This is a genomic window from Mesorhizobium sp. WSM4308 (assembly GCF_002294905.1).
In the GTDB taxonomy this organism is placed as follows: domain Bacteria; phylum Pseudomonadota; class Alphaproteobacteria; order Rhizobiales; family Rhizobiaceae; genus Mesorhizobium.
Window position 1 is genome coordinate 127,565 of the sequence record NZ_NSFW01000020.1, and the last position, 26,963, is coordinate 154,527.

26 protein-coding genes are annotated in these 26,963 nt (G+C 61.7%); 12 read left to right on the forward strand and 14 right to left on the reverse strand.

Features of this window, described 5'->3' with window-relative positions:
- Window positions 1-236: 236 nt before the first annotated feature.
- Complete coding sequence (locus CK227_RS30155) at window positions 237-782, reverse strand: carboxymuconolactone decarboxylase family protein (RefSeq protein WP_095775290.1); 546 nt, start codon at window positions 780-782, stop codon at window positions 237-239.
- A gap of 118 nt (window positions 783-900) precedes the next feature.
- Between CK227_RS30155 and CK227_RS30160 the strand changes: the two genes are divergently transcribed.
- On the forward strand, window positions 901-1,815 hold the full coding sequence (locus tag CK227_RS30160; RefSeq protein ID WP_095775324.1) for a LysR family transcriptional regulator: 915 nt from the start codon (window positions 901-903) through the stop codon (window positions 1,813-1,815).
- Window positions 1,816-1,932: 117 nt separating this feature from the next.
- On the opposite strand, the gene CK227_RS30165 is transcribed toward CK227_RS30160, so the two are convergent.
- The 5 genes from CK227_RS30165 to CK227_RS30185 all read right to left on the reverse strand — a co-directional run bounded on the left by CK227_RS30165 (window position 1,933) and on the right by CK227_RS30185 (window position 5,605).
- Window positions 1,933-2,409, reverse strand: a complete 477-nt coding sequence (locus CK227_RS30165) for a DoxX family protein (RefSeq protein ID WP_095775291.1) — start codon at window positions 2,407-2,409, stop codon at window positions 1,933-1,935.
- Between the two features lie 11 nt (window positions 2,410-2,420).
- The gene (locus CK227_RS30170) at window positions 2,421-3,176 is read right to left on the reverse strand and encodes a DNA-binding domain-containing protein (protein ID WP_245318308.1); all 756 of its coding nucleotides are present in this window, start codon (window positions 3,174-3,176) and stop codon (window positions 2,421-2,423) included.
- Between the two features lie 16 nt (window positions 3,177-3,192).
- Entirely contained in the window at window positions 3,193-4,221 is a 1,029-nt protein-coding gene (locus CK227_RS30175) for a DUF692 domain-containing protein (RefSeq protein ID WP_095775293.1), read from the reverse strand.
- Window positions 4,222-4,263: 42 nt separating this feature from the next.
- Entirely contained in the window at window positions 4,264-4,533 is a 270-nt protein-coding gene (locus CK227_RS30180) for a DUF2282 domain-containing protein (RefSeq protein ID WP_095775294.1), read from the reverse strand.
- A gap of 229 nt (window positions 4,534-4,762) precedes the next feature.
- Complete coding sequence (locus CK227_RS30185; RefSeq protein ID WP_095775295.1) at window positions 4,763-5,605, reverse strand: hypothetical protein; 843 nt, start codon at window positions 5,603-5,605, stop codon at window positions 4,763-4,765.
- A 379-nt stretch (window positions 5,606-5,984) separates the two neighbouring features.
- Between CK227_RS30185 and CK227_RS30190 the strand changes: the two genes are divergently transcribed.
- The 4 genes from CK227_RS30190 (at window position 5,985) to CK227_RS30205 (ending at window position 9,379) form a co-directional block, all read left to right on the forward strand.
- Window positions 5,985-6,899, forward strand: a complete 915-nt coding sequence (locus CK227_RS30190) for a LysR family transcriptional regulator (protein WP_095775296.1) — start codon at window positions 5,985-5,987, stop codon at window positions 6,897-6,899.
- A 195-nt stretch (window positions 6,900-7,094) separates the two neighbouring features.
- A complete protein-coding gene (locus CK227_RS30195) occupies window positions 7,095-7,577 on the forward strand; it encodes a cupin (RefSeq protein WP_095775297.1) in 483 nt (160 codons plus the stop codon).
- A gap of 93 nt (window positions 7,578-7,670) precedes the next feature.
- Window positions 7,671-8,873 (forward strand): MFS transporter, encoded by a 1,203-nt coding sequence (locus CK227_RS30200; RefSeq protein WP_095775298.1) that lies wholly within the window; start codon window positions 7,671-7,673, stop codon window positions 8,871-8,873.
- 41 nt (window positions 8,874-8,914) lie between these two features.
- Complete coding sequence (locus CK227_RS30205; RefSeq protein ID WP_095775299.1) at window positions 8,915-9,379, forward strand: DUF302 domain-containing protein; 465 nt, start codon at window positions 8,915-8,917, stop codon at window positions 9,377-9,379.
- Between the two features lie 63 nt (window positions 9,380-9,442).
- On the opposite strand, the gene CK227_RS30210 is transcribed toward CK227_RS30205, so the two are convergent.
- Window positions 9,443-10,378 carry a LysR family transcriptional regulator gene (locus tag CK227_RS30210; RefSeq protein WP_280951250.1) on the reverse strand — a complete coding sequence of 312 codons (936 nt, stop codon included), beginning with the start codon at window positions 10,376-10,378 and terminating at the stop codon, window positions 9,443-9,445.
- Between the two features lie 250 nt (window positions 10,379-10,628).
- On the opposite strand from CK227_RS30210, the gene CK227_RS30215 reads away from it, so the two are divergent.
- The 5 genes from CK227_RS30215 to CK227_RS30230 are packed head-to-tail and all read left to right on the forward strand — an operon-like array spanning window position 10,629 to window position 15,018.
- Window positions 10,629-11,411 (forward strand): 3-hydroxybutyrate dehydrogenase, encoded by a 783-nt coding sequence (locus CK227_RS30215; protein ID WP_095775301.1) that lies wholly within the window; start codon window positions 10,629-10,631, stop codon window positions 11,409-11,411.
- A gap of 23 nt (window positions 11,412-11,434) precedes the next feature.
- Window positions 11,435-12,592 (forward strand): patatin-like phospholipase family protein, encoded by a 1,158-nt coding sequence (locus tag CK227_RS30220; protein WP_095775302.1) that lies wholly within the window; start codon window positions 11,435-11,437, stop codon window positions 12,590-12,592.
- A 42-nt stretch (window positions 12,593-12,634) separates the two neighbouring features.
- A complete protein-coding gene (locus CK227_RS30225) occupies window positions 12,635-14,029 on the forward strand; it encodes an NAD(P)/FAD-dependent oxidoreductase (RefSeq protein WP_095775303.1) in 1,395 nt (464 codons plus the stop codon).
- A gap of 19 nt (window positions 14,030-14,048) precedes the next feature.
- Window positions 14,049-14,285, forward strand: coding sequence for a hypothetical protein (locus tag CK227_RS36430; protein ID WP_142877456.1), 237 nt, complete (start codon window positions 14,049-14,051; stop codon window positions 14,283-14,285).
- A gap of 28 nt (window positions 14,286-14,313) precedes the next feature.
- Window positions 14,314-15,018 carry a peroxiredoxin-like family protein gene (locus CK227_RS30230; protein WP_095775304.1) on the forward strand — a complete coding sequence of 235 codons (705 nt, stop codon included), beginning with the start codon at window positions 14,314-14,316 and terminating at the stop codon, window positions 15,016-15,018.
- Here CK227_RS30230 and CK227_RS30235 read toward each other — a convergent pair.
- Together CK227_RS30235 and CK227_RS30240 are read right to left on the reverse strand one after the other, a co-directional pair.
- Window positions 15,002-15,907 (reverse strand): LysR family transcriptional regulator, encoded by a 906-nt coding sequence (locus CK227_RS30235; protein ID WP_095775305.1) that lies wholly within the window; start codon window positions 15,905-15,907, stop codon window positions 15,002-15,004. The two genes, CK227_RS30230 and CK227_RS30235, sit on opposite strands and share 17 nt — an antisense overlap.
- A 145-nt stretch (window positions 15,908-16,052) precedes the next feature.
- Window positions 16,053-16,943 (reverse strand): LysR family transcriptional regulator, encoded by an 891-nt coding sequence (locus CK227_RS30240; RefSeq protein ID WP_095775306.1) that lies wholly within the window; start codon window positions 16,941-16,943, stop codon window positions 16,053-16,055.
- Window positions 16,944-17,053: 110 nt separating this feature from the next.
- Between CK227_RS30240 and CK227_RS30245 the strand changes: the two genes are divergently transcribed.
- Both CK227_RS30245 and CK227_RS30250 read left to right on the forward strand, forming a co-directional pair.
- The gene (locus CK227_RS30245; RefSeq protein ID WP_095775307.1) at window positions 17,054-17,719 is read left to right on the forward strand and encodes a peroxiredoxin-like family protein; all 666 of its coding nucleotides are present in this window, start codon (window positions 17,054-17,056) and stop codon (window positions 17,717-17,719) included.
- Between the two features lie 18 nt (window positions 17,720-17,737).
- Window positions 17,738-18,970 (forward strand): MFS transporter, encoded by a 1,233-nt coding sequence (locus CK227_RS30250; protein ID WP_095775325.1) that lies wholly within the window; start codon window positions 17,738-17,740, stop codon window positions 18,968-18,970.
- Window positions 18,971-19,154: 184 nt separating this feature from the next.
- Here the strand turns inward: CK227_RS30250 and CK227_RS30255 are convergent, their stop codons facing one another.
- The 5 genes from CK227_RS30255 to CK227_RS30275 all read right to left on the reverse strand — a co-directional run.
- Window positions 19,155-19,907 (reverse strand): GGDEF domain-containing protein, encoded by a 753-nt coding sequence (locus tag CK227_RS30255; protein WP_245318310.1) that lies wholly within the window; start codon window positions 19,905-19,907, stop codon window positions 19,155-19,157.
- 161 nt (window positions 19,908-20,068) lie between these two features.
- Window positions 20,069-20,791, reverse strand: a complete 723-nt coding sequence (locus CK227_RS30260; protein WP_245318311.1) for a thermonuclease family protein — start codon at window positions 20,789-20,791, stop codon at window positions 20,069-20,071.
- Between the two features lie 18 nt (window positions 20,792-20,809).
- Window positions 20,810-22,009: an ABC transporter substrate-binding protein gene (locus tag CK227_RS30265; RefSeq protein WP_095775309.1), complete on the reverse strand. Its 1,200-nt coding sequence runs from the start codon at window positions 22,007-22,009 to the stop codon at window positions 20,810-20,812.
- A 328-nt stretch (window positions 22,010-22,337) separates the two neighbouring features.
- Window positions 22,338-22,706, reverse strand: a complete 369-nt coding sequence (locus CK227_RS30270; RefSeq protein ID WP_245318312.1) for a hypothetical protein — start codon at window positions 22,704-22,706, stop codon at window positions 22,338-22,340.
- A 27-nt stretch (window positions 22,707-22,733) separates the two neighbouring features.
- Window positions 22,734-26,963 (reverse strand): Ig-like domain-containing protein (locus CK227_RS30275; protein ID WP_143750548.1); only part of this gene is annotated, 4,230 nt, incomplete at its 5' end.

Here is a 26,963-nt window from a genome sequence, read left to right on the forward strand (position 1 = left end):
ATTCCACGGAGATGCATTACCGGTATACCTTTCTGTGGGCGGCGTGCCTGAGTTCGGCGCTATCCGAAAAAAGCCCGCCACGGCGGGCTAGGGAGACGACCTCTTATTCGCCCATGGGACCGACCGTTACAGCCTCACGGCATCGTTACCGCCGCTGCGGGAGTCTCGACGAGACCACCGAAATCGCCCTGCCCACCTTAGCCGGCGGACCGGGCGTAATGTGGGAGCGGGGTCGGTCAGGCGGCTTCGGCGGCGAGAACGACGGGAAAGTCGATATCGGTCTCGGCGACATTGTTGATGAGATTGGTCAGGAAGTTCTCGGCTACGATGGCGACGATCTCGATGACTTGAGCCTCGGTAAAACCTGCCGATTTCACGGCCGCTATGTCGGCGTCCGTTACCTTGCCGCGGGTCTCCGCCACCCTGGCAGCGAAATGCACCGCCGCGTCAGCCGTCGAATCGCTCGACTTGCCCTTGCGGTTAAGCGCGATCTCCTCGGGGCTGATCCTTGCCAGGTTAAGGCCGAGATAGGTATGAGCGGACAGGCAGTAGTCGCAGCCGTTCACCTGGGCAACAGCCAATGCAATGCGCTCGCGGGTTTTCACGTCCAGTGCTCTGGTGAGCGCGCCGGACAGGCTGGTCATGCCCGCCAGAGCGACAGGGCTTATGGATACGAGGCGGAAAAGGCCGGGAACGACGCCAAGCTGCTTGTTCACGGCGTCTAGAATGGGTTGCGAGGCGGTCGGGGCTGCTTCACGGGTCGGGATGGCAATGCGCGACATTTTATAGCTCTCCTGTTCGATGATGTCGGTGCGACAGGTGCTACCTATTATCTTCCAGAAGACGAGAGTATTGGATAACTTGGAGATATGGCCTCTCAATATGTGGAAGGGCTTGCGCATGGACCGCCTCGAAGCCATGTCAATTCTGATCGCCGCGGCCGAAACCGGCAGTCTCTCCGCTGCAGGGCGCAAACTTGGAACACCCCTTCCAACGATCAGTCGCAAAGTTGCGGAGTTGGAGGCCTATTTGCACACCCGATTGCTCGTCCGATCGACACGCCGGCTCATCTTGACCGACAGCGGAGCCGCCTATGTCGCCGCCTGCAAGAGAATTCTGGAGCAGGTGGGCGAGGCGGAGAGAACCGCATCTGGTGAATACAACGCGCCAAAGGGCGATCTGATCATTACGGCTCCGGTCGTATTCGGACGACTGCATGTGCTGCCGGCGATAAATGATTTCTTGTCGCACTTTCCGGACATCAATGTCCGGTTGTTGTTGTCAGACCGCAATGTGAATCTCGTCGACGATCATGTCGACATGGCTGTGCGGATTGGCCCTTTGCCAGACAGCAGCATGGTGGCTACGCGGGTAGGATCCGTGCGTCGCGTTGTCTGCGGCAGTCCGGCCTATTTGGGTGACCATGGCGTGCCAAAGGCGCCGGCCGATCTTGCTGGAGTTTCTTGCGTCACCTTCGATGTTCTGGCGTCCGCCACATCCTGGAGTTTTGCCACGCCAGGCTCGAATGTCGAGCAGACCGTAGCTATTCGCTCACGCCTTTCAGTGAATACGGCTGAAGCCGCAGTCGACGCGGCCGTGGCAGGTGTAGGCGTCACCAGGGTGCTCTCCTATCAGGCGGCAAAGGCGATCGCGCAAGGAAAGTTGGTGGCCGTTCTTGAACAGTTCGAACCGGAACCCATGGCGGTCAGCCTCGTCCATGCAGGCCAGGGGCTTTTGCCACTCAAGATGCGATTCTTTCTTGATTTCGTAGCCCCGCGTTTGCGAAAAGCCCTCGCGCCGCCAAAGCATGAGTGATGGCCACCCGCCATTGATGGTCGAGGTTGTCTTCTGCACGAGCCCTAATTCACATGGATTTCAGGACATAGGTGTCTGGAAGTCGGCGAGCCTCGGATGCGCACCGTGCTTCCTCAGTCATTTTCTAGACGCTGAAAAGGTCCGCTCTGCGACGTAGTCGAGCGAAAGGACGCCGGCGCCCCGTGTTAGAACGAGCAGCAACAGCGAGGCCCACAGCAGATGCTCGGCCCAGTTCTCCGGGAACACGAAGATCTCGATCACTGAAACAACGCCGAGCAGCATCAGCGCGCCGAGACGCGAGAACAGCCCCAGGAAAAGCAGCACCGCCCCGGTGATCTCTGCCGTTGTCGCCAGCGGCGCCGCGATCGACGGATCGATGAGGGGTAGATTGTATTCGCTGGCGAACAGCTGCAGCGTCACCGGCCAGGACGCCAGCTTCGATTGTGCAGACTGCCAGAAGACATGCGCAATCGCGACTCGAGCTGCGAGCTGGACCAGTGAAAATGGGACATGCTCCGGCAACTTGATCACTCGTCGGTAAAGACCAACAAGGCCGGCAGGGCGAGGGGTGGAATATTCCGGTATCGCAGTCATGATCGTGTCCTTCAGTTTGAGAGGGGGAGCACCGGGACGCGCACGTCGGTGACGAGCCTGTCGCGGAAAAGACGCACAAGCGCTGAAACCAGGTCGAAGGCCGGGTCGAGCGCCAAGGCGCGACCAGCGGCATGCTCAAGGCCGAAGCCGTGCTTCAGCGAATGCCAGAAGGCGAAGCTCGCGCGGTCGAGCAGAAAAAGCCGCACGTAGTTCCCCGATCGCCACAGCGCCACGCGTTCGGGGCGCCTTGTCCAGGTGATTTTTTCATCGGCCGCCGTCTCCTTTTGATGCTCCATCCATACCGATAGGATCGACCAGTGCGAGACGATCAGTCGCAGTGAGGGCTGGAGCAGGAAATCCGGCGACAGGCCAAGGTCGGTGCTGTCGTATTCTGAGAGACTGCGGGCCGACAGCGAAGCTGTATCGAGCGCTTCGGCAATGGCCCATTCGAGCCGCGCCGTTTCGGCGACGATCGGCATGTCGGACAGGGTGTCGATGGTCTTCAGGAAGCGAGGGAAGCCCGCGCCATATCGCGCCAGGCGTGACTCCACCGGCGGATGCCGTCGAATGAACTCGCTCGCCATGAAGCGGAAGAAACGTTCGTCGACGAGGCGGGCCGTAACGGGGAACACCGCCATCAGCACGGCAGTCAAAGAACTGCGTGTGTTGTTCTGGTAGATGCGCAGGCGAGCCATTGGGTCGGCCTTGCCGGCGGTGAGCATTTTTGCGTCGATCAGAGGCTCCATGGCCAGCACCGAGCGCGCCACGATGGTCTGCAGATGTTCAAGCGGCAGCATGATATCCTCCCCCGATTGTCGGCAAGGCGACGGGCATCGCCGGCCTTGTTCTGGCGGCGGCAAATGCCGCAAGCACAGGCATGCTGGTTCGCGTGCTTTCGAAAGTTGGCAGGCTGGACACTGGCAGGACCATGGTCGGGACGGCCTGCCTTGCGGCCTGCTTGCGGTTGAACATGATCGAAGCGGAAAGCATGTCGGCCCACATCGCTTCGCCGAGCAGCACATCGAGAACAGGAACATCAGTGTCCCATTCGATCAGGGTAGGGCGCGGTCCAAGCCGACTTATGGCATGCTGGTAGAGCGTCCAGACAACCGGTGGCACGCGCGAGCCATGATCGTCGATGAGGACGGTGTCGGCCCCGACGTGATTGGTCGCATGTCCGGCAAGATGGATCTCACGGATAGCCTCTACTGGCAGCGCATCGATGAAGGCTTTTGCATCATATTGGAGGTTGTGCGCCGAAACCTGGACATTGTTGACATCCAGCAGCAGGCCGCAGCCCGTTTGCGCCACCAGTTCGGCCAGAAATTCAGCTTCATTCATGGAGGAGTCTGCAAACGCGACATAGGCGGACAGGTTTTCGATCAGCACCTGCCGCCCCAGAGCGCCCTGGACAGTCTCGACATTGCGCGCCACGATCGCCAGCGCCTCTTCGTCATAGCGCAGCGGCAACAGGTCGTTCAGGTAGGCGCCGTCGGCCACGCTCCAGGCCAGATGTTCCGAGACGAGATCGGGCTGGAAGCGCTCGCAGACCTTGCGCAGCCTTTCCAGATGATCGCGGTCCACCCCTCGCGCGCTGCCCAGCGAGAGGCCAACGCCATGAACCGATAGCGGATAGATCTGGCGCAGTCGGTCCAACGCCTCGACGCCGGCGCCGTGGCCCATGTAGTTCTCGGCATGCACTTCGAGCCAGCCAGCGGAGGGTCTGCGGATCAGCATCTCGCTGATGTGGGGTGAGCGAAGACCGATGCCCGCTGATGGGGGGATCGAGAGGCGCTGAAATGCACGGGACATCGGTCTGCTCCTTCCAAGGGGGTTGGCTCGAAGTCTGATCGGTCAGGCCTTTGGCTTGTCGCTGCCGCCAGCGATCTTGGCGCAGCTGCCGGCGGGCACGTAGAGCCACGAATCCGGCTGGTTGTCGGCGGTGGAGGTGCCGGCGCAGGAATGCGTCGCGGTCTGGCAGTCGTTCTGGCCAGCCTTGACGACGCCGTAGCACTTTTCGAAGGCGAAGGCGGGCTTGGCAGCCGGGCCGCTATAGGCTGCAGTTGTCGCAAGCGAAGTGGCGGCCGCGAGGGCCGATCCGATGAGGGTCTTGGTGTTGATCACAGACGTGTCTCCTGGTTGCGTTTCGAGGGAAAGACCGACCTTGCGGCCTGTCTGCAAGCAGTGTCCCTGATCCGGCAGCCGAGCTGAAATGCTGTCTCGGCATGGAATTGATACGCGGTCACTATGTTGAAGCCCCTGCCAAGCAAAAGCCCTCCGGCGGGGAACCGGAGGGCTTGGCGCCTGCGTTCGTGAGCGGGCGAAGCAGGCGCGGCCAGGCGGAGGGAGGCGCCTAGACGTATCGATTTTTGCTGTCGACGACGGAGCTTTCACTTGAGGTCGAGTGGTCGGCGAGAAGCCAGTCCTCGGCTCGCTGCCGTCCGCGGTCACGCATGTCGGTCAATTCGCCCCAGTCGGTCCAAGGCCTGGTAAACAGGGCAGCGCTTGTTCTGTGATGACTGTCGAAGAGGACAGATGCTGGGTTCACGGCATTCGCGGCGGGGCGGTAAGCCGCACAAGGTGTCATGCAACCGGAGGGTTTGCCGCTGACGATGAGCCAATGCCCAGCCTCGATCGGCTGCATCGGCGGCAATGCCGAAAAATCGCCTTCGCCCCAATAGGTATCGCCGTTGATTTCCACGGCCGGAAAGAGGAATGGGACTGTCGCTCCCGCCAGGATCGCGTCGATCGACAACTGGTCGCCGGAGAAAATCGTCACGGTGTCGGTGCTGGCATTCGAAGCCAGGATGTTGAGCTTCAACTGGCAGCTATTTTTGTGCAATTCGGCAATGTCGATCGACTGCTCCAGGATCGATTTCAATGGATTGGCTATCGCGGCCACAGACATCGATGCGTGGCTGACGCGCCGCCAGAAATTGGTAAGCGCCGTCTTTGCCCCACGCCTGCCGCCCAAAGCAAGTCCGTAGGCAAGAACCGCTGCTTCCATGCCTCCGAAACCGGATGCGGTGATGCTGCGGAAGGAAAGGCGAGGTTCATCCAGCAAGCGATCGAGAACGCCCCAGACAAATGCGCCGTGCGCCTCGCTTGCCAGGGTAATGTCGATAAGCTGGCGGTCTTCCATCGCGGGTCTTGCACCGGCAATGAAGGCTTCGTCGGTTGTGGCCTGGATTTGCATCTTGGGTCTCCTCCCGAAACGCCAGGCAGGGCGTTCGATGGAGACACTGCCGCATGATCCTCCATTAGCGAAATGCCAAGGTGGCATGAACTCCATAGGGAGATTGCATTGGCTGCAATCCCTTGCGCACTGCAAGGTTTTGCCAGGCTGGCGAGAATCCCGCGATCTCGCTTCGGAACGGAGGCCAAGACGGTCGCCGGCGGGCCTTCAGCACAAAGAGGAGCGTGTCAGCAACACAAGCTGTCCGCCGCGCGCACCGTCACGGGCGCCATGACGGACCGCTATCGACTTTATAGCCGCAGTGCATTGGCGCCAAAGCGAGCCTTGCTGCAGTCTCCGACGCACGAACAGCCTCGTATGCAACTCGGGACAAATCGGCATGGACATTCACCACATCCGCTACTTCCTGGCCGTGTGCGAGACACGAAACTTCACGCGGGCAGGCGAAAAGTGCAACGTCACTCAGCCGGCGCTGTCTCGCGCCATCCAGCAGCTCGAGGAAGAGGTCGGAGGGTTGCTGTTTCGTCGTGAACGAAGCTTGACCCACCTGACCGACCTGGGTGTGCTTCTTCGCCCCCGTTTTCAGCAGATACTCGACGAACTGACAGGAGTGAGGCAGGAGGCATCGAGGTTCCTGTGCCTGGAAAACGCCAACCTCAAGGTCGGTGTCATGTGCACCATCGGCCCGCGTCGCTTCACCGGCTTGCTGACCGACTTCAATCGGCGGCAACAGGGCATCCAGCTGCAACTGGTTGAGGGCGTGCCGGCGTCGCTATCCCAACTTCTGGAGTCCGGCGAGATCGACGTCGCCATCATGGCGTCAAGCGACAGCTTCCCGGACCGCTTCGACGTCACACCGCTTTATCGCGAGCGCTTTGTCCTCGCCTTTCCAAACGGCCATCGGCTGGCTCGCAATGACAACGTGGCCATCTCCGAACTCGATGGCGAAAATTATCTCAGACGTCTCAATTGCGAGTATCGCGATCACCTCGCCGGCCTGTGCACGGATCGGGGTGTGAAGCTCAGGATCTCCTACGCCAGCGAACGCGAGGACTGGATCCAGAATATGGTGTCCGGAGGACTGGGCATCTGCTTCATCCCCGAATTCAGCGCGGTGATTCCAGGGTTGCAGGTCCGTCCCGTCATTGATCCTGAGGTCTGGCGGGAAGTATCCCTGGTTGTCGTTGCGGGCCGCAGGTTCTCGCCTGCGGCATCGGCTTTCGTAAACAGCGTCAAGGCGCATGGCTGGCCTGAGAGCGCGATTGTCCAGGCGATCCAAAAGACCGCTGCCTGAAGCAAAATCGAAGAATTAGAGGATCGCGCGAGGCGGTTTGCCGCGTGTGCCTCACATGCAAGTCTGATGGTCCACGATAGTTTTCAGGTATCGAATCGAAAGCCAGTCAGCATTTCTCTTTCTTCGCGGCTCCGATCACTCTCCCTGTCATGCCCCGCCTCCCGCGTTTGGGCACCGACAAAGGAGAAATACAAGATGGCCATCAAGAAACTCAACCTCGCGTTTGCGGTCGGGCTGCTTTCAGCAACTGCTGCCTTTTCCGCTGCTCCGGCCTTCGCCGGCGACTGCCCAGCCGGCCAGGCCGCCACGACCGACATCCAGGAACATCCAAGCAAGCCGGTCGGCGTCGTCGACACGGTTCTCTCCGCGATCGATCTGAGCAGCAAGGGCGAGGCCTGGAAAGGCAATATGCTGCGCCTGCGCAAGCTCGTCGTGCAGCCGGGCGGCGTCGTGCCGTGGCATGAGCACAATGTCCGCCCAGCCAACATTATCGTCGTCGAAGGCTCGATCACCGAATATCGCAGCACCTGCAAGGTCGGCATCGAGCATCCGGCAGGCGACGTGACCGCCGAGTTCGGCCAGCTCGCTCACTGGTGGAAGAACAACGGCAAGGTGCCGGCGGTGCTGTATTCAGCCGACGTCCTGCCGCCGGCAATGCACGAAGACCACATGATGTGAGCCGCTCGGCGCGGCGAACAGATTCCAACATCAGCAACCGAAAGCGCGTCCTCGGGGTGATCTCCTGGGGACGTCCGGCCACGGAGCCCCGTCATGACAACCAGTGAACAGACAGAGACGGCGCGGCTGCACACGGTGGCCGCCGACAGTTGGCGTTTTGGCCTTGTTGCGTTGATCGCATTTCTTACGCTTGTCGATCTGTTCGCCACCCAAGCAATACTGCCCTCACTGGTGATAAAATTCGGCGTCAGCCGCGCGACCATGGGCTTCGCCGTCAATGCCAGCACGTTCGGCATGGCGGTAGCCGGGATCGCCATCGCTCTGTTCGGGCGCGGCATAGATCGCCGCAATGGCATCTGGATCAGCCTCGCCATCCTTGCCATCCCAACGACGCTGCTTTCGCAAACAGACAGCATCGTCGTCTTCGCCTTTTTGCGCGTGGCGCAAGGCCTGTGCATGTCGACCGCGTTCACGCTGACGATGGCCTACCTGGCCGAGCATTTCTCCGCGCGGCAGACGACGAGTGCGCTTGCCGCCTATGTGACGGGCAACGTCGCCAGCAACTTTTTCGGACGCCTGATGTCGGCCGCCGTCGCCGACACGTTCGGCATCTCCACCAACTTCCTGACCTTCGCGGCCCTCAATCTATTTGGCGCGGCGCTCGTCTGGCACACGCTGCAAAAGACCTCCGCAACGACGCGCGCCGATACGATCGGTCAAACTGTCCGTGCGTCCTGGAAGGGCCCGCTGGAAAATGCCGAACTGCGCGCTTGTTTCGCAATCGGCTTCCTGATCCTCTTCGTCTTCATAGGAACCTTCACTTATGTGAATTTCCAGCTTGTTGCCCCGCCGCTGTCGCTGTCGCCGATGGCACTGGGACTGATCTATTTCGTTTTCCTGCCATCGATGTTGACCACGCCACTCGCCGGGCGTGTCACGGCCGGTCGCGGCCCGAGGATCGGCATCGGTGCAACGCTTGCGATGGCAATCGCCGGGCTGCTGCTGTTGCTCACGACCAGCCTGCCGATCGTCCTTGCAGGGATGGCGTTGGTCGCAATGGGAACCTTCCTGGCGCAAGCGATAGCTACCGGACATGTCAGCCGGACCGCCTCGCGTGATCGCACCGCCGCGAGCGGCATCTACCTGGCCTCCTACTACGCGGGTGGGCTCGCTGGCAGCTTCGTCATCGGACAGATTTACGACCGAGTCGGGTGGACCGCATGCGTGGCCGTGCTCGCCGCCTTCCTTGCGGGTGCGATCGCAGTGGCGCGCGTGCTGCAACCCTCAAAAACGTGACACCCAGAACCGAAAATGGCTATCCAACAAAGGAGACTGACATGACCAACTCCCTGAAAACCGTGATTGCCGGAGCCGCCATCCTGATAGCTGCCGTCATCCCGGCCGCCGCTTCTGATGGCGTTGTGACGGTGAAGAGCGACTATTCCGTCGGCGAGACGGTCGCGCGCATCAAGAGGGATGTTCTCAAGAAGGGCATCAAGTTCTTTGGCGTCATCGACCAGGCAAGACTTGGCAAGAATGCCGGCAACGATGTCAGGCCGTCGCGGCTGGTGATGTTTGGCAATCCGGCGCTTGGGACGACCTTCATCACGTCAAATCCGGAAGCCGGCCTCGACTGGCCGGTGCGCGTGCTGGTCTACCAGACAGCGGATGGTGCGGTTTACGCCGCCTATAGCGACTTCGACTGGATCGCCAAGCGCCATGGTATCACCGACCGCTCGCCGCAGTTCAAGATGGCGACGGAGGTCATCCAGTCCGTGACCTCGACGATCAGGAAGAACTGAGCCTGGACACGTACCGGAGATCCCGTGCTCCGGCATGCGAAAGAACGCGTTTGCGCGCAGAGGCTATTCCGCGGCGGATAACGCCTTTGCACGCTCGCCGAACCACTTCTTCTGCGTGGCCTCGCGCACGAGCGCGCCAACCGCCGGCGAATGCCTGCGGCCGCGCACCGTGACGAGATTGACCTCGCGCCAGAATTCCGGATCGGTGATCGGCAACGGCACCACTCCGGGGTGCTTGGCGGTATGCTCAGGCATGAACCCGAAACCAAGCCCGGCGGCGATCATCGCGAGCGTCCAATCGTCACGATCGCTCCAGTAAACAGGACTGACCGTGACGCCCTGCTCGGAAAGAATGGCGTCGGCATAACCGGCAAATTCACAATTGTTGCGATGGATGTAGGTCTCATTGCTCATATCCGTCACCCGAACGCTGGGCTGGTTGGCCAAGCGATGGTTGAGATGAACAGCCATCACCATCTGTTCCTGAAACAACGGCAAGGAGTGAACTTCCTCATCGGGCACATTTGACGGCAGCGCGTAAATAGCCGCCTCAAGGTCGCCTCCGAGCAGCCGTCGTCGCAAGCTCGGTGCATCGGCATCGCATAGATGAAGCTCAACGCCGGGATGGTGTGTGCGCACGGACGAGATGAGTTCGATGATTTCATCCGGAGCTATCGTGCTCATGATGCCGACCCGGAGAGGCGTTTTCTTAAGGTGCACATATTGCTCGGCGATCTCCTTTGCCTGCCGGGAGTTCTCGAAAACGCCTTCGAGATAGGTCTCGACCATGCGACCAAGTTCCGTCAGATGTGTAAAGCGTCGCTCGCGGTGAAAAAGCGCGCCGCCGAACTCGTATTCGAGCAGCTTGATCGCGCGTGACAGTGCCGGCTGCGTAACGTTGCACAGCTCTGCTGCCCTGGTGAAATTCAGTTCCTTGGCGACGGCCAAGAAATATCTTACCTGGCTGATCTCCACTGCGAGCTCCCCAGCGGCTGGCATGCGGGACGACCCACGTTGCCGCGTGATCTTACTAGTTGCCCCGACGTCAAACAACCCGATCTGGTGATGATGTCCCAGGCGACAGGTTGACGATCTGACCGTCGGCTATCGAATCCATGTCTCAACGGCATTTCCGCTGTCTCCAGCTGCCCGCCATACTTGGTCCAGAACTCGAGACCCGGGCCCAGGGCCCGTGCTCGCAGCGTTTTGCGGGCCATTTTGGCTGCGGTTCCAATCGAAGGAAACAACGATGCTCAGAGGAAAGACGGCACTGATCACGGGCTCGACCAGCGGCATCGGGCAAGGCATTGCCGAAGCCTTCGCCGCGAAGGGCTGCAATATCGTCTTAAACGGCTTCGGCGATCCCGGCGAGATTGAGTTGCTGCGGGCAAGACTTGCCGCGGACCATGGGGTGCCTGTTCGCTACGACGGTGCGGATATGAGCAGGGGCAGCACAATCACCGCGATGATGGACAAGGCAATCGCCGAGTTCGGCGCGGTCGACATCCTCGTGAACAATGCCGGCATCCAGCATGTCGCGCCTATCGATGACTTTCCGGTCGAGAAATTCGAAGCAGTCGTGGCGATCGATCTGATGTCATCCTTCTACACGATCCGGCGTGCGCTGCAGGCTATGAAAGAACGCAAATGGGGCCGCATCATCAACGTTGCGTCGGCCCACGCCCTTGTGGCCTCGCCCTACAAATCCGCCTATGTCGCCGCCAAGCATGGCATTGCCGGGCTGACCAAGACGGTTGCGCTGGAGGTCGCCGAACAGGGCATCACCGTCAATGCGGTTTGCCCGGGATACGTGCTCACACCGCTGGTCGAAAAGCAGATACCGGATACGGCCAAGGCCCGCGGTATCACCGAGGAGCAGGTGATCAAGGATGTGCTCCTGGCGGCCCAGCCGACCAAGCAGTTCGTCACCGTGGCCGAGGTCGCGGCGCTCTGCCTGTTCCTCGCCTCGACTGATGCGGCCTCGATCACCGGCGCCATCATCCCGATCGAAGGCGGCTGGACGGCCCATTGAACCGGCAACGAGGAGCAAGAACCATGAACAGGATCACCCGAAATCCTCCGATCGCCGAACCTTTGCCGGAGGTCACCCATCCGGCCGATGCTTCCGTTCAGCGGCAAACGGTGTTGGTGCTGCAAGGCGGTGGCGCCCTGGGTGCCTATCAGGCCGGTGTCTACCAGGCGCTCGTCGAAGGCGGGATCGAGCCGGATTGGGTCATCGGCACCTCGATCGGCGCTATCAACGCGGCCTTGATTGCCGGGAACGATCCAACGGTTCGGCTGGCGAGGCTTCAGGAGTTCTGGGAAGGCGTCAGCCGTATCAGCCCTCTCGATGAGTTTTTTCGAATGATGGTGCCAAGCAATGTCTTCGCCAATATGGGCACCGTCATGCGGGGGATACCGGGATTCTTCGAACCGAATCCAGGCGCCATGTTCGGAGTGAACCGCGAAGTGGGCGTCGAGAACGCCTCCTATTACACGACCGATCCGCTCAAGAGGACGCTGAATGACCTGATCGACTTCGATTATCTCAACGGGCGCCATACCCGCCTGACGGTCGGCGCAGTCAACGTCAACACCAGTGAACTCAAATACTTCGACACCCGAGAGATGACCTTGTCGGCAGCGCACATCATGGCGTCGGGCGCCTTGCCGCCGGCCTTTCCGGCGGTCCGTATCGACGGCGAGCCTTACTGGGACGGCGGCATCTATTCGAACACGCCCATCGAGGTCGTGCTGGACGAGCGTCCAAGGCGCGACTCGCTGATCTTTGCCGTCAACATGTGGCAGCCGCGCGCCACCGAGCCGAAATCGATCTGGCAGGTCATGGGCCGGCAAAAGGACCTTCAATACGCCAGCCGGGGCCGGAGCCATGTTGCCCGTCAGGAGCAACTGCATCGTCTGCGGCACGTCGTGCGCGAAATAGGAAAGCTGGTTCCAGAGGAACGGCGCGAGGATCCGATGTTCAAGGAACTTGCTTCCTACGGTTGTCCTTCGGTTATGCACCTTGTTCGGCTGCTTTCGCCACGCCTGGACGGCGAGGATCACACCAAGGACATCGACTTCACGCGCGCCGGCATCCGCACGCGCTGGCAGGCGGGATACGAACATGGCCGGCGCGTCCTCTCGGAGAAGCCGTGGGAATGCGACGTCGACATGCTGCAGGGCATCGTCATCCACGAATCGCAAGAATGATCGGTTCGATCGCGGCGCCGAGAAGAAAGACGGAGAATATTGATGCAGATCATCACTCCAGGGATGCGGCTGGTTCCGGAAGCTGTGCTTGCCAACAATGCCGCGCTTTTCCGCACGCTACCGGAGACGCCATCTCACGCCGACAGTTCACGGCATCGCGTAGTCATCGTCGGCGGTGGTGCCGGCGGACTCGAATTGGCAACGCGGCTTGGCAGCAAATTCGGCAAGCGGCGGCTTTCCGTAACACTTGTCGATCGCAACCGCACACATGTCTGGAAGCCACTTCTGCACGAGGTGGCGTCGGGCACGTTGAACCCGTCGAACGATGCGGTGGAATACATCGCACATGCCAGCACCCACCACTATCGCTTCCGGATCGGCGAAGTCGTCGGCATCGACCGCGCCAAGCGCCAAGTTTTTGTGGCGCCGAGCTTCGACGACGATGGCAGACAGATCATCCCGCCACGCGTGCTAGGCTACGACACGCTGGTGCTGGCCGTGGGCAGCGTCAGCAACGATTTCGGCACGCCAGGAGCGGCGCGTCATGCTATCGCGCTCGATACCGCAGGCCAGGCCACCCGCTTTAACAGGCGCATGGTCGACGCCTGTCTGCGTGCCAATGCGCAATACGAGCAGCTCTCACCGGGCCAGCTCCATTGCATCATCGTTGGCGCCGGAGCCACCGGCGTTGAACTGGCCGCCGAGTTGCACAAGTCGATGCGGGAAATCGCCTCGCACAATCTCGACAACATCGATTTCGAGAGGCTGATCCGCATCACCATCGTCGAGGCGGGACCGCGCATCCTGCCGGCTTTGCCGGAACACCTTGCGCGCTCTTCTGCGCACCGGCTTGTAGATCTCGGCGTTCAGATCCGATGCGGCATCAAGGTCACCGAAGTGACAGAAGACGGTATCAGGCTTGGAGAGAAGCTGTTCGTGCCGGCCGAACTCGTCGTGTGGTCCGCCGGGATCAAGGCGCCAGATTTTCTGAAAAGGCTCGATGGCCTCGATACCGATCGCATCAACCGCTTGGTCGTGGATGAGACGCTGCGGGCAAAGGCAGACGAAAATGTGTTTGCGATCGGCGACTGCGCGAGTTGTGTATTGCCAGGCAGCGAGGGCCCCTTGCCGCCGCGCGCCCAGACGGCCCATCAGCAGGCCGATCATATAGTCAAGGTGATCGCGGCACGCCTCGAAGGGCAGGCAGCGCCGGCGTTCCGTTTCCGCGACTACGGTTCTCTCGTTTCACTGGCCGACTACGGCACCTTTGGCAGCCTGGTGGGCGGACTGAAGGTCGAGGGTTTGCTTGCCCGGCTGATGTATCATTCACTCTACAAGATGCATCTCAAGGCGGTGCACGGGACCTTCAAGACCATGCGGGATACGATCGTGGGTATCCTGTCGCACCGCACCAAACCGCGGGTCAAATTGCATTGAATCTCGGTAGGCCGGGACGGTGAAAAAATATGATGTCGCGATCCTCGGTGGCGGTGGTGCTGGGATGGCTGTGACAGTAGCCACACGCGATGCCTGGCTGCCGCTTTCAGACTTCCGCTTCGGAAGTCAGGAAATCTGCTGTAACGATTCGAGCCGCAATACCGAACGGAAGATGAATCCGGATAGCTTCGATGCACGCAGGGCATCGACTCCATGCAAGAAAAACATGGCCGTCTCCGTGGGGCTTCAATGTTAGGCTGCATGGAAATTGCGAAAGTGCAGAAATGGCCGCCGACGACCAGCCAATGACATTTGAACAGTCCGTCCAGGCTGCCATCGAACTCGATGCGCCTCTCAACGAGAGGCTGGCGGTGATCGCGAGCGCAGTGCGCAGACTGAACTCGGAGTTCGCTGACGCGGTTGACCGGCTCGTGGCGCGCCTCAGGGAACAGGGAGCTGGTGCAAGTGCTCCCGCCCCCGGCGATGTCATGCCCGCATTCCTGCTGCCTGATGACGAGGGCAGGCTCGTGAGCCTATCTGAAATCCTTAGCCACGGGCCGGCCGTCATTACGTTTCAGCGCGGACATTGGTGTCCCTATTGCCGCCTGAATGCGATCGGCATCGTCGAAGCCCAACAGGAGATTACGACGCTGCGCGGCCAGGTCGTGGTGATCATGCCGGAGCGGCGCAAATTCGCAAAGGCAATGAAGGCCTCGGTTGGTGCTCAGTTTCCTTTCCTGACGGACATGGACAATGGCTACGCTTTGTCCCTCAACCTCGCGATCTGGGTGGGAGCCGAGATGGAGCGGTTGATGGGCCTCGGCCTCGATCTGCCGAACTATCAGGGCAACAGCAGCTGGTTCCTGCCGATCCCTGCTACTTTCGTCGTTGGAACTGATGGCACCATCACAGATCGGTTCGTCGATCCCGACTACCGTCGGCGGATGGACATCGACGACTTGATCGCGGCGCTCAGGCGGGCTCGCTGACGCCAAACGTCGACCAGTCGGTCGATCGCAGGAGGTTGAGGAGCGTCATGGCCACCTGTGAGCGATGTCGACCGGCGACAGCGTAGACGGCGACGATCCGCGAAACATCCAGATCACGCAGCTTGAGTCGGCGGACGTTGGGCGAGCGGGGTGCAGTTGTGGAGACAAAGCCAACGCCTGCATTGGCTTCCAGCAGCGCCAACAGGTCCTGATCGGTTTCAACCTCATGTGCGGTGCGAGGCGAAATTCCTCTGGCTGAGAGACCGCGCGACAGATCTTCGCTCGTTTCCCAGTCGATCCGACTGAGCACGGGCTCTGCGGCCAACTGGCTCAGCGCGACGTCCGCCTCGTTTCGGCGGGCAAGAGGGTGATCGGAGTTCACGACGAGTTCGATCCCTTCCTGGAAAAGCGGCCATGCGTCGAGCCGATCCCACGCCTGTCCCAGCGGACCGGCAACCGCCAGTTCGACCTCGCCGTTCTTGAGGGCGTCGATAACAGCGGTCGGCGAGCCGCGACTAATCTTGAGATGCACTCCGGGGTAGGCCCGGAAAAGCTCGGTGAACGGTGAAACCAGCAGCGCTATGTTGACGCTATTGGAAATGGTGACGTTGAGAGAAGCTACGTCGCTGCTTTGCACGGCCTTGGCGAGGGATTTTGCGGAGGTGGCAGCATCGTAACATTGTTGTAGCAGGGGCAGCATGCGCCGGCCAAGCTCGGTCAGATGGGAATGCTGGCGCTCGCGCCGAAGCAGCTCCCCGCCCAACTCGTCTTCCAGGGTCTTGATGGCACGCGTCAGGGCCGGCTGCGTGACATTGCACTCTTCCGCTGCTCGGGTGAAATTAAGCGTGTTGGACAGGGCCAGAAAATAGCGGACCTGCTGCATCTCCATGAATTTTCGCCCCCTCAGCGAAATGGCTATCAGCGACGGTGCATATTCGAAGATTAACGCAATAAGTCGTTTTCAGCAAAGTGGCCTGCACCATGGTGCGAATGGCCGCCGGCGGCAAGACAATCAAGACTCTGACAATCTAGAGTCATGACGAACCGAGCGATCTGCTTAGCCAATCGGCAAACCCTCTTGCCCGTTTGCTCGGCTGGCGCCCGGCCGGGAACAGGACATGGATGGGGATGGTCGGTAGCGGAAACTCCGGCAGCAGCCGGCGAAGGCGGCCGTCCGAGAGTTCGGCATTGAACATCCAGCCGGAACCGAAGGCCACGCCAAGCCCGGCCAGCACGCAGGCGGTGACGCCGGCTGAACTCGATACCCGGATGCGCGGGCTTTCCGGCAGAGTAAAGTTGGCCTCCGGGCCGATCAGTTCTTGAAAAGTAGCGCCGGTGCTGTCGGAGGGGCCGAAGATGACCTCGTGCTGAACCAGATCGCCAGGGCTTTGCGGCAAACCGCGCCGTGCAATGTAGTCCGGTGAGGCCACGAGCAGTCGCGGCGTCTGCCCGACCTTGCGCACCATCAGGCTGGAGCTGTCGAGTAGACCGAGCCTGACCGCGACATCGGCGCCTTCTTCGACAAGGCTTCGCCTGCGATCGTCCATCATAAGTTCAATGGAGAGGTTGGGATGCTCGGCAAGAAGGCCGGGCAGCCGCGGAATGAGCGCGCGCACGGCGAAAGTGACGGACAGCTCGACGCGCAGCAGCCCGCGCAACTCCTCATTCCCGGCCGCGGTATCGGCCGCCGCCCCAAGCTCGGCAAGCAGCGGCCGGACCTGTCCAAGATAACCATGCCCCGCCTCGGTCAGCCCGACCTTCCGGCTGGTGCGGACGAGGAGGCGGGCGCCGATGCGCCCCTCCAGATCGTTCAGAATCCGCGACACTGAGGGCTGCGACAGCCCGATTTCGCGGGCGACCTGTGAAAGGTTGCCACGCTCCGCCACCCGAACAAACACTTCAAGTTCCTGGAGCCGGTCAGCCATCCATTTTCCGAATGATTGCTATCCTTTCCGGCAGGCTACCCCTGTTTTGGGAAATAGGCGAGGACGTTTCCGCCGCTGTGAGAGCGGTGAGAAATCTTCGGAGTAATTCCATGTCGCTTCAAGACAAGCTTGATGCCTTCAAGGCCGACTTTGAGAGCAAGAAGGCGCCCAGACAGGCGGTCGAGATCATGCATCGCGCCACCGCCGAGCTTCTCGCTTCCGGTCAGGCCGCCCGCGCCTTGGGGGTCGGTGCTGTCGCGCCGACCTTCACATTGATGGAGGCTGACGGCGGCCTCGTTTCGTCGGCCGACCTGCTGGCGCTCGGTCCGCTGGTGCTCAGCTTCTACCGCGGTGTCTGGTGCCCCTATTGCAACATCGAACTTGGCGCACTGGAGGAAACCTGGCCGGCAATCAACGCCACCGGCGCGCAACTGGTCTCCATCTCCCCACAATCACCGGCGAACGGTCGCAAGGCCAAGCGCGACAAGCAGGTAACGTTCCCGATGCTGAGCGATCCGAACGGCGAGGTCGCCAGCGCCTTTGGCCTGCGCTTCCGCCTGCCCGACGATCTGATCGCGCTCTACAAGAGCTTCGGCGTCGATCTGCCTGCCATCAACGAAGACCCGTCATGGACCTTGCCGATGCCGGCGCGGTTCGTGATCAGGCGCGATGGCATCATCGTCTACGCGGAGGTGAGCCCGGACTACACAATCCGACCCGACCCGGCCGGGCTGCTTCCGCTGCTGAAGCGGTTGCAAAACGTCGTCACCGTCTGAGACCGCCAGATGGAACCCATGGCAGCCACGAACCCGGTCGGCATTGGCGCCGGCCGGCGCTGGTCGATGCTGGCGGTGATCTGCGCCGGCGCCTTCCTGCCCATGACTGCCTGGTTCTCGGCTACCGCGATCGCGCCGCAGCTGACGCAAGTCTGGGGGTTGTCGCCGGCGCAAGGCGCCTGGATCACAGGCGCCGTGCAGGTCGGCTTCGCGGCTGGCGCGCTCGCCTCCAGCATTGCTGGCCTGCTGGACATCGTCTCGCTTCGCAAGGTGATCGGCATCAGTGCCCTGATCACCGCGATTGCCAATCTCTGCCTGCTGGTCACCCCGTCCGTCGGCTTGCTGCTGCTTACCCGCTTCGCCACCGGCGCGGCCCTGGCAGGTGTCTATCCACCGGCGCTCAAACTGGTTTCGACCTGGTTCCGCCGCGGGCGCGGCGTGGCACTGGGTGCCTTGCTCGCGGCGCTGACGCTAGGATCGGCGTTTCCGCATCTGCTGTCCGCATTTGCGACCGATGTCTCCTGGCAGGATGTCATCATCGCGACCTCGCTCGCTGCATTGGCAGGCGCAATCCTGATCCTGTGTCTTGGCAGTGAAGGCCCTTATCCCTTCGCCAAATCTACCTTCGACCGCCGCCATATCCGGGCGGTCCTGCAGAACCGCCCGCTGGCTCTCGCCAATCTCGGCTATCTCGGACACATGTGGGAGCTCTACGCCATGTGGGGCTGGATGCTGGCCTATATCAGGGCGGGAAGCCCCGGCCTAGGCACCGATGGCCCAAGGATGGCGTCCCTGCTTGCCTTCCTTGTCGTCGCGTCTGGCGGGATCGGCTCGATCCTGGGCGGGATTGTCGCCGACCGCATCGGCCGCACGGCAACAGCAGCAATGATGATGACGCTTTCGGGATTTTGCGCGCTGACGATCGGCCTCGCCTTCGACGGGCCGCTTTGGCTGTTCATCGCCATCGCCATTCTCTGGGGGATGACCGTCATCGGCGATTCCGCGCAGTTTTCCGCAATGACCACCGAATTGAGCGACCCGCGCTATGTCGGCACGGCACTCTCGTTGCAGTTGAGCGTCGGCATCGCGCTCACCTTTGTCTCGATCCACCTGACTTCATCGGTGGCGGAGGTTTTCGGCTGGCGCTGGAGCTTCCTGATCCTCGCGCCTGGCCCGCTGCTTGGCGTTGTCGCAATGGTAGCGCTGCGGCGGATGCCGGCTGCGCGACTAATAGCGCATGGACTGATGTAAAGGTTTCAGCGGGTGCTGACCTTAATACGGCACCGGAGGTGTCTTTCGAGGTCATCTTGTCGGTCGTCACAATGTTACAAACTATTGACGTAAGATATTGATTTATATAGAGGTATTCAGCGTTCAATCCTCTCTCGCAGCACCAGTTCCCCTGAATTGACCCGCTTTGCCGCTCCGGCTGTCGTCAGCTGTGGAGATGCGTCAGTTCGAACCCGGCTTCATCCTGCGCGTCGGACAGGTGTTGTTCGGCCGACCGGAACATGTCCGAGAACTCCATTTCCTTCTCCAGCATCACGCCGCCGACCTTGATGGTGAGGACATCCTCGGTGCCTTTTGGCGCGAAATAGACTTGCGCGATACGGGTGCGGATGCGTTCGCCGATCTCCTTGGCCTCCGCTTCGGTCGCGCCAGCGAGGAAAACCCCGAACATCGAGGCCCCGATGCGTCCGATCAGGTCCTCCTCGCGCACCGACGACTGGATGGTCGAGACGATGAGCCGCAAGGCCTCGTCGCCCCATTCAAGGCCGAAGCGCATGTTGATGGATCGAAGGTGTTCGGGGTGGATGATCAGGAAGGCGCCCGAGCGCGGTCCTGGCCCCGATCGCCTGGCTGCACGTCGCTCGACCATCGACGTGAAAACCGGCCCGTTCAGGCAGCCCGTCAGCCTGTCATACGTCCCGGACCTGTTGAGTTCCTGCCGGTAGCGGTGGATCTCGACCCGGTTCCAGCCGATCAGCGCGAAAAGCGGCAGGCCGATGATGACCGGCAGCAGTCCCGCGGTGATCATGCTGCGGGCGAATGGCGTCAGCGCGTCGCTGAACAGGAGGAGGTAGTTGAGGCCAAGGGAAAGGCCGAGGCTTCCGGCGGTCCCTAGCAATGTCAGCCACGCGACCTGCTTCCAGGGCTGGGCAGTGGTGGTCGCCATCGGTCTCGTCATTGGCCAATCTCCTGTCAGGTCGGCTGGTATAAGGCCTGCCTGCCGTAATTTCGGTTTCGCCGAACTGTACAATTTGATGGAAAAAGGCCGAATGGTGTTTTTCCATACCGGGGACGAAGCCGGTCTGCGAAAAACCCTGCATTTTGACGATCAAACTCTGCCTATTGCGGCGGTCCGAAGATACCCATTCCGGCATTCCTGGCAATTGTTTCCGCCTTGCCATAGATACCGCCGGGCAGCGCCATCGCCCAGCCGTTGGACACCAGCCAGGCGCCGACATCCTGCTTGCCCAGACGGCACGGCGCGGCGATGGCGAAGCGCTCGGTTTCCGGCGGCAGGAAACAGTTCAGCGCGCGCCCCCGCAGCCAGGCATTGAAGGCCGCGCGGGCCTGCTGGCCGCAGGGCCAGGCCTCGTCGCGAAACGAACAGGTCTGGTCCGCGCCGATGTCCTGAGCCCCGCTGATGACCACCTTCCACCCCATCGATTCGAAAACCGCCGACGACGTTGCAATCGGACGGTAGAGCAGGGTTTCATGCCAGTCCTGCGGCATGGGCGTTTTGGGGCGGACGGCTAGGCCGAGTTCTCCGAGCGGCGGCCGGGCTTCGACCCGCTCGATTTCCGACACGTCGACCGGCGGGGGAGCGATAAGGCCCTCGGCAATACGCCGCGCCGGTTCCCGCAACTGTCCGTCGGGAATGGCCGCGGCCGTCGGGGTTGCTTGCTTGCCGGCAATTTCCAGGGACGGCGCACGGGCAGGCCGGCCGAGAGAAAGCAAGGCTCCGGCCTGCATGATCAGGACAATTCCGAGCACGAGCTCGAGGCCCCCGATCGCGATCACCAGGCGGGCATGCCGGCCCATCAGGCCGGTGCGGCGTTCACGCAAGGTCCCGCCGGCGGCCGGTCAGAAGCCCGACGTCGATTTGGCAACCAGTTTGAGCGCACCCTTTTCTATCCGATAGAATGGCATCGATCTTTGGCTGGAACCGTCAGCGCGAAAGCGGAACAAACCCGTCGATCCGCGAAACCCGTTCGGGTTTTCGAGGGTCTGTTTGCTGAAGCCGTCGGGTCCGACCGCGCTGGCAATCCCTGCAGTCAGGGCGACCATATCATAGGCATAGGCCACATTGACGTCGGCAGGATAATTGTATGTCGTCCTGAAGCGGTCGGCGATCGGGCCGGTTTCGCCTGGATCGAGCGTGGCGATGTATGCCCCCTCGAACAGTGGATCCATCGGGCGCTCCAGCCAACGGTCGGTTCCGACGACTGAAACCGCTTTCCCCGGAATGCCCTTTGATTTCAGGGCGGCAAGGACGGGCGCGGGGCTGGCGTCGCCGCTGGCAACAATGACCGCGTCGGGAGCGTCGACGAGTGAGCCCATCTGGTCGACGGCCTTGCTGCCCCCGTCGCCGGCCGAATAGGGCAGGGTGACGGCGAGCGTCGCGCCATAGATGCTGAGGCCGTTCGCCACCCGCTTCTCCACGGCGCTGGCGTTCGAGCCTTCCGCGACAAGCAACACGAACTTCTTGCGGCCTTTCGCGGCGAGCCCCGCGGCACCCGCCGCGGCGCTGTCGGCTTCGCTGAGGCGCACCGCATAAACCCCGGCGCTGCCGGCGAAATTGTCGGCAAGCGCCAGAACCGGGGGGCGCGTCGAGCCGGACAGCGTGGCAATATGCTGGGCCGCCGGCAGTTCGGTCGGGCCGATGACGACCTTGGATCCCGTCGTGATGGCTTGCACGGCCAATTTGCCGGCCTGCGCGCTGTCGCCTTTCGTGTCTTCTATCGTCAGCGTCAGCAACCCATTGCCGATATCCGTCATCGCCAGCTTGGCGCCGTCGAGCATCTTGCGGCCGGTTTCCCCTGATGGCCCGGGAGCGGACAAGGGCAGCAGCATCGTGACTTTGGCCGAACCGGTGCCGAGCGACTGGCTCGCCCGGGCCGGAGCGGCGCCGGCGGCGCCATTCTGTCCCGCGGGCGCGGCGACGGCCGCCGGATCGAGCACTTCGGAAACGCCGCCTTTCGACTGGCAGCCCGACAACGGCATGGTGAGCGCCAGGGCGATTGCCCAGATCCGCGGACTGCGGCCCTGCCGGACAGCTTCCATGATTGCTCCACTCGTCTGCCGCCGGATATTGCCCGGTCTGGTCCTCAATTCATGTTACGGCGGACTTGCCGCGCCGTCTTGCTGTTCTTTAATCGGCGAAAGCCGGGAGTCGGCGCCTTGACGCGCCTGGCGGCGCGATAGTCGGTAGCATTTCATCTGTCGTGGCCCGGGTACGAACACGCCGCGCACGCAATCGGCACCGGCCCAGCCAGTTGGCGCCGGCCTGCGCGGCGGACAGATCAAGGCTGGACAGGGCGATCGTTGCGGCGATCGCCCATGAAATTGATCCGTCCGATGTCATGATGGCCAACAGGCGCGGCCCATCCGGTCAGTGCATGTACTCGACCATGCGATCGTGGAAACACTCGCATTTGTTGAGCGTGTCTTCGTCTTTGTAGTTCGTCTTCAGATAGCCATAGGCCATGCCGCAGGCGACCTTGGCTTCCGAAGCCCAGACGAAGGCAGGCCGGGATGAGTTGATCCATTCCGGGCTCTTGGCGACCGCAACCGATTCGTCCATCAGCTTCACCACCTGCTGCTTGAGGTCGACGATATTGTCGTTCAACACCAGGTTGGACGTGCCGACGGTGCGGCAATAGTCGCCTACAGGTCCCTCGATGATGTCCGCGGCTTCAAGCCCGGTCGCAACAATCGACAGCAGCCCGGCCCCGAAAGCCACACGCAAAATTCTGTTCATGCTCATCCACCTCGTCCCTTTCGCCCCTTAGGCCACGTCCGTCTTGGTGCCGTGGCTGTCATCGTAGAGTATTTTCACCGCTTCCGCAGCACTGTGGAACGTATAGTTCTCCAGCACGGCGACCGTATGGTAGTTGTCGCCACCGCCATTCGTGTCGACCTTGACTTCGGCATTCGCCGCATTGGCCAAGGACTGCGAGATCTCCACAAAGCCGCCGGCTTCGAGATCGGTGACGCCGGCCAGACCTTTCAGCAGCGAGGAGAGATCGATCTTGTCGCCGTTGGCGCCGTCGTGGAAGTCGGCGATCAGATCGGCGACTTCGAGCGAGCCGATAGCGAATGTCCGGGTACCATCGGAGGCCACCGATGGCTGCGCCGGGGCAACCAGCGATGTATCGAGTTCCACCTCTATATAGTTGCCGCTCGTGCCGTCGGTCATCTGGAACGTGCCGTTGCCGGTCAAGGCCTGCCCGTCGATTTCGCCGACAGCCGGATGCGCTGCGGTGCTGATGGAGGCAACACCATTGTCGGCAAGGCTTGACAGTTCTCCGGCGTCGCTGGTGCCGTTGGCGTTGGCGTCCTTCCAGATCAGCAGGCTGCTGAACGCCGCGTCGTTGTGATCGATGACGCCATCATGGTTGCTGTCGAGCGAAGTCAGTGCGGCAGCCCCGCTGGCGAAATGGCCGCCGCCGAAGTTCGGCGTGAACAGCTCGGTGCCGTCATTGATCTTGCCGTCGTGGTTGAGGTCGACCGCCAGCATGCCGTCCTTCGACGTGTTCCAGGCCAGTTGTTCCTTGGTGCCGTCGCCGTTCATGTCGAACTGAACACCGTGGCTGACATCGGAGAAGGTAAAGCCATTGTGGTTCAAGTCGAGGATAACGGGATCGACCGATCCACCGATCAACGTGTTCAGGTTCGCTACGGTGACGCCCTGGAGATCGACCAGCGCTCCGACGCCGGCGCTGGCGGTTGTCTGGGTATAGACATAGGTGTGATTCACCCCGGAGATCGTTGCCGTGAATGCGAGCGTCGCCCCTGCATTGCCGATGTCCGTGCCCATGAGATACTGGACCGCCGCGGCCACGCCCGATGTTGTGGTGATCGCCAAGGGCGAGGCGCCGGCATCGGTCCCGAAGAAACTGGCGATGCCGTTCGTGACCGAATGGGACTCAACCGTGTCTCCGCCGATCGTCAGGACGGAATCTCCTGCCCCGTCGACGAGGCCGGCAGTGGCCGCCACCAGCGTACCGGGCAGGGTCAATTTGTCGGTCCCGGCGACGAAGTCCGTTATGATGTCATAGCCCGAGATCGTGCCGGCATTGCCGGATCCGCCGATGACGGGCGTCGATTCGCCGGTCCCGATGATGAAACTATCGGCGCCGGCTCCACCTGTCATCGTGTCCGCGCCCGCGAGGCCGTTGATGGTGTCGCTACCGGACGTCCCTGTTATGGCATCGTCGCCTGCCGTCCCATTGATCGGAGTGCCTGCCGGGTGTTCGCCCAGAGCGGTGATCGACAGCGTTTGACTGGCGGAATGATCGCCGTCCCCGTCCACGCCTGACACGGAGAAATTGAACGTCTGGTCTGAAGGCAGGATAAGCTTCGAATAGCCGAAATTGTCGAATTTGGCTTTGCCTTCCGTGACAGTGAACGTGATGGAGGTGAAATCGCCTGTCGGATCGATGGTGAGCAAGCCGTCCACGCTGGTCGTGGCGGTACCCGACTGCCCGGTATTCGTTGTCCAGGTCATCGTGAAAGCACCGGCGGCCTCATGCTCCACGAAGAAGTTTAGCTTGTCGATTGCTGTTGCGAAGTTGACCTGAAATTGCTCTCCCACATCCAGGTTTCCATTTTGGACGCCAAAGCCATTGCTTGTCGGCTTCAGTTCTTCGGTGCTGCCGATGCTGCCGTTGTTGTTGGTATCAACCGCCTTGAAGGTAGCATCTCCCAGTGTGAACTGTATGGTACTAGCACCGCCAGACACGCCGCTGAAATCGAATGTCTGATTGGCAACGGGGCGAGATTCGATCAAAGTAAACTTATAGGTTCCATCAGCATTGATCTTCAGATCGAAGAAATTCGATCCTCCTGCCTGCGCGATGAGATCCGCAGAGCCATCAGCATTGTGGACGACAGGCAGATATGTCAGTCCGCTGATGTTGGTTAGCGGCGTGATCTCGATCGACTGCTCGCCATCGGCACCGAAGGCAAGGTTGTGTGTGCCAACCACAACGTTGTTGTCTTGATTGGCGACGATACCATTCGTGATGTGCGTGAAGGTCGGTGTGTCGTCGTTCACCTGCACTGTAAGCGAGCCGGTTGCCGCATCGGAGTCACCATCCGTGACCGTGAAGCCGATCGTCACATTCATGGTCTCTTCCGTCGTGCCGACGGTGGGGTGCACCAGCGGTTCCGACAGAGTGAAGGCGTAGGAACCGTCTGGCGCAACGTCGAGCACGAACACTGTGCTGCCTGAGATCACACCGGTCGCGGTGAGAATCGTGTGCCCGGCATTCGTCGTCGTAGCGTATTGCACTCCCTCCTGTGCGGCGAGCCCGCTTGGGGTCTTGTAGATCGCCATTACATTGGGGCCGGCAAAGCTGAGTGCTTTCAGGCCGTCCGCGCCCACCGTAAACAGCGACCCCGCGCCGCCCGACAAGACTTTCGCGTCGGCGACATCGCTCGTCCCTCCCGGATTGCCGGTAAACAGCGTCTGTGCATCGTCGTCCAGTACGGGGGTTGCCGTCACGACTTTCGCAACCGGTATGTCGTCGTCGACTGTCACGGTCAGCGTGCCGGTCGCGGCCGTTGCAGCCGTGTCGTCGGCGTCATAGACCTTGTAGCTCAGATTGAAGGCGAGATTGTCCTCGGTGCCCGCGATCGGATGCTGGACCGGCGACAGCAGCGTTACCGTATAGGTGCCGGTGACCGCATTGGTCAGGTCGACCTGGAATACATTGACGCCGCCGGCCGACGCGATGATCTGCGTGCCCGCCCCATTCGCCGTGTAGGTGTAGGTGGTGCCGTTCACCGTCTCCGATCCGGACACCAGCGCGATGTGGCCCGCGCCGTCCGCGCCATAATTGTGCGTCAGCGTCCCGGGCTGTGCGCTCGGTGTGTCGTCACCCAGGGCTGTGTCATGGTTGCCCGTGGCAAGGTCGTCCTCGTCGACCAGGGTTGCGGACACGCCCGCCGTCGCATGATTGTTGTCGCCCGAGAAGGTGAACGACAGGACCGCCTGCGAGGTGTCCCCGTCCGCGTCCTTCATCGTGTAGGTGAAGCTGTCCACTGTCCCGTCCGGCACCGACGCCTTCGGGGTATAGACATAGGAGCCGTCGCTGTTCAGCGTCAGCGTGCCATAAGCCGTCGCGATCGGGTTGCCGACCGTACCGCCCGTCACCGCCGTCACCGTGCCGGGCTGGTCCGCACCGACATGGTCGTTCGCCAGAACGCCATTGGCCGCGTTCGCCACGATCGCCGCGCCGCCTTCCGTCGCGGACTGACCGTCATTCACCGCAACCGGTATGTCGTCGTCGACTGTCACGGTCAGCGTGCCGGTCGCGGCCGTTGCAGCCGTGTCGTCGGCGTCATAGACCTTGTAGCTCAGATTGAAGGCGAGATTGTCCTCGGTGCCCGCGATCGGATGCTGGACCGGCGACAGCAGCGTTACCGTATAGGTGCCGGTGACCGCATTGGTCAGGTCGACCTGGAACACATTGACGCCGCCGGCCGACGCGATGATCTGCGTGCCCGCCCCATTCGCCGTGTAGGTGTAGGTGGTGCCGTTCACCGTCTCCGATCCGGACACCAGCGCGATGTGGCCCGCGCCGTCCGCGCCATAATTGTGCGTCAGCGTCCCGGGCTGTGCGCTCGGTGTGTCGTCACCCAGGGCTGTGTCATGGTTGCCCGTGGCAAGGTCGTCCTCGTCGACCAGGGTTGCGGACACGCCCGCCGTCGCATGATTGTTGTCGCCCGAGAAGGTGAACGACAGGACCGCCTGCGAGGTGTCCCCGTCCGCGTCCTTCATCGTGTAGGTGAAGCTGTCCACTGTCCCGTCCGGCACCGACGCCTTCGGGGTATAGACATAGGAGCCGTCGCTGTTCAGCGTCAGCGTGCCATAAGCCGTCGCGATCGGGTTGCCGACCGTACCGCCCGTCACCGCCGTCACCGTGCCGGGCTGGTCCGCACCGACATGGTCGTTCGCCAGAACGCCATTGGCCGCGTTCGCCACGATCGCCGCGCCGCCTTCCGTCGCGGA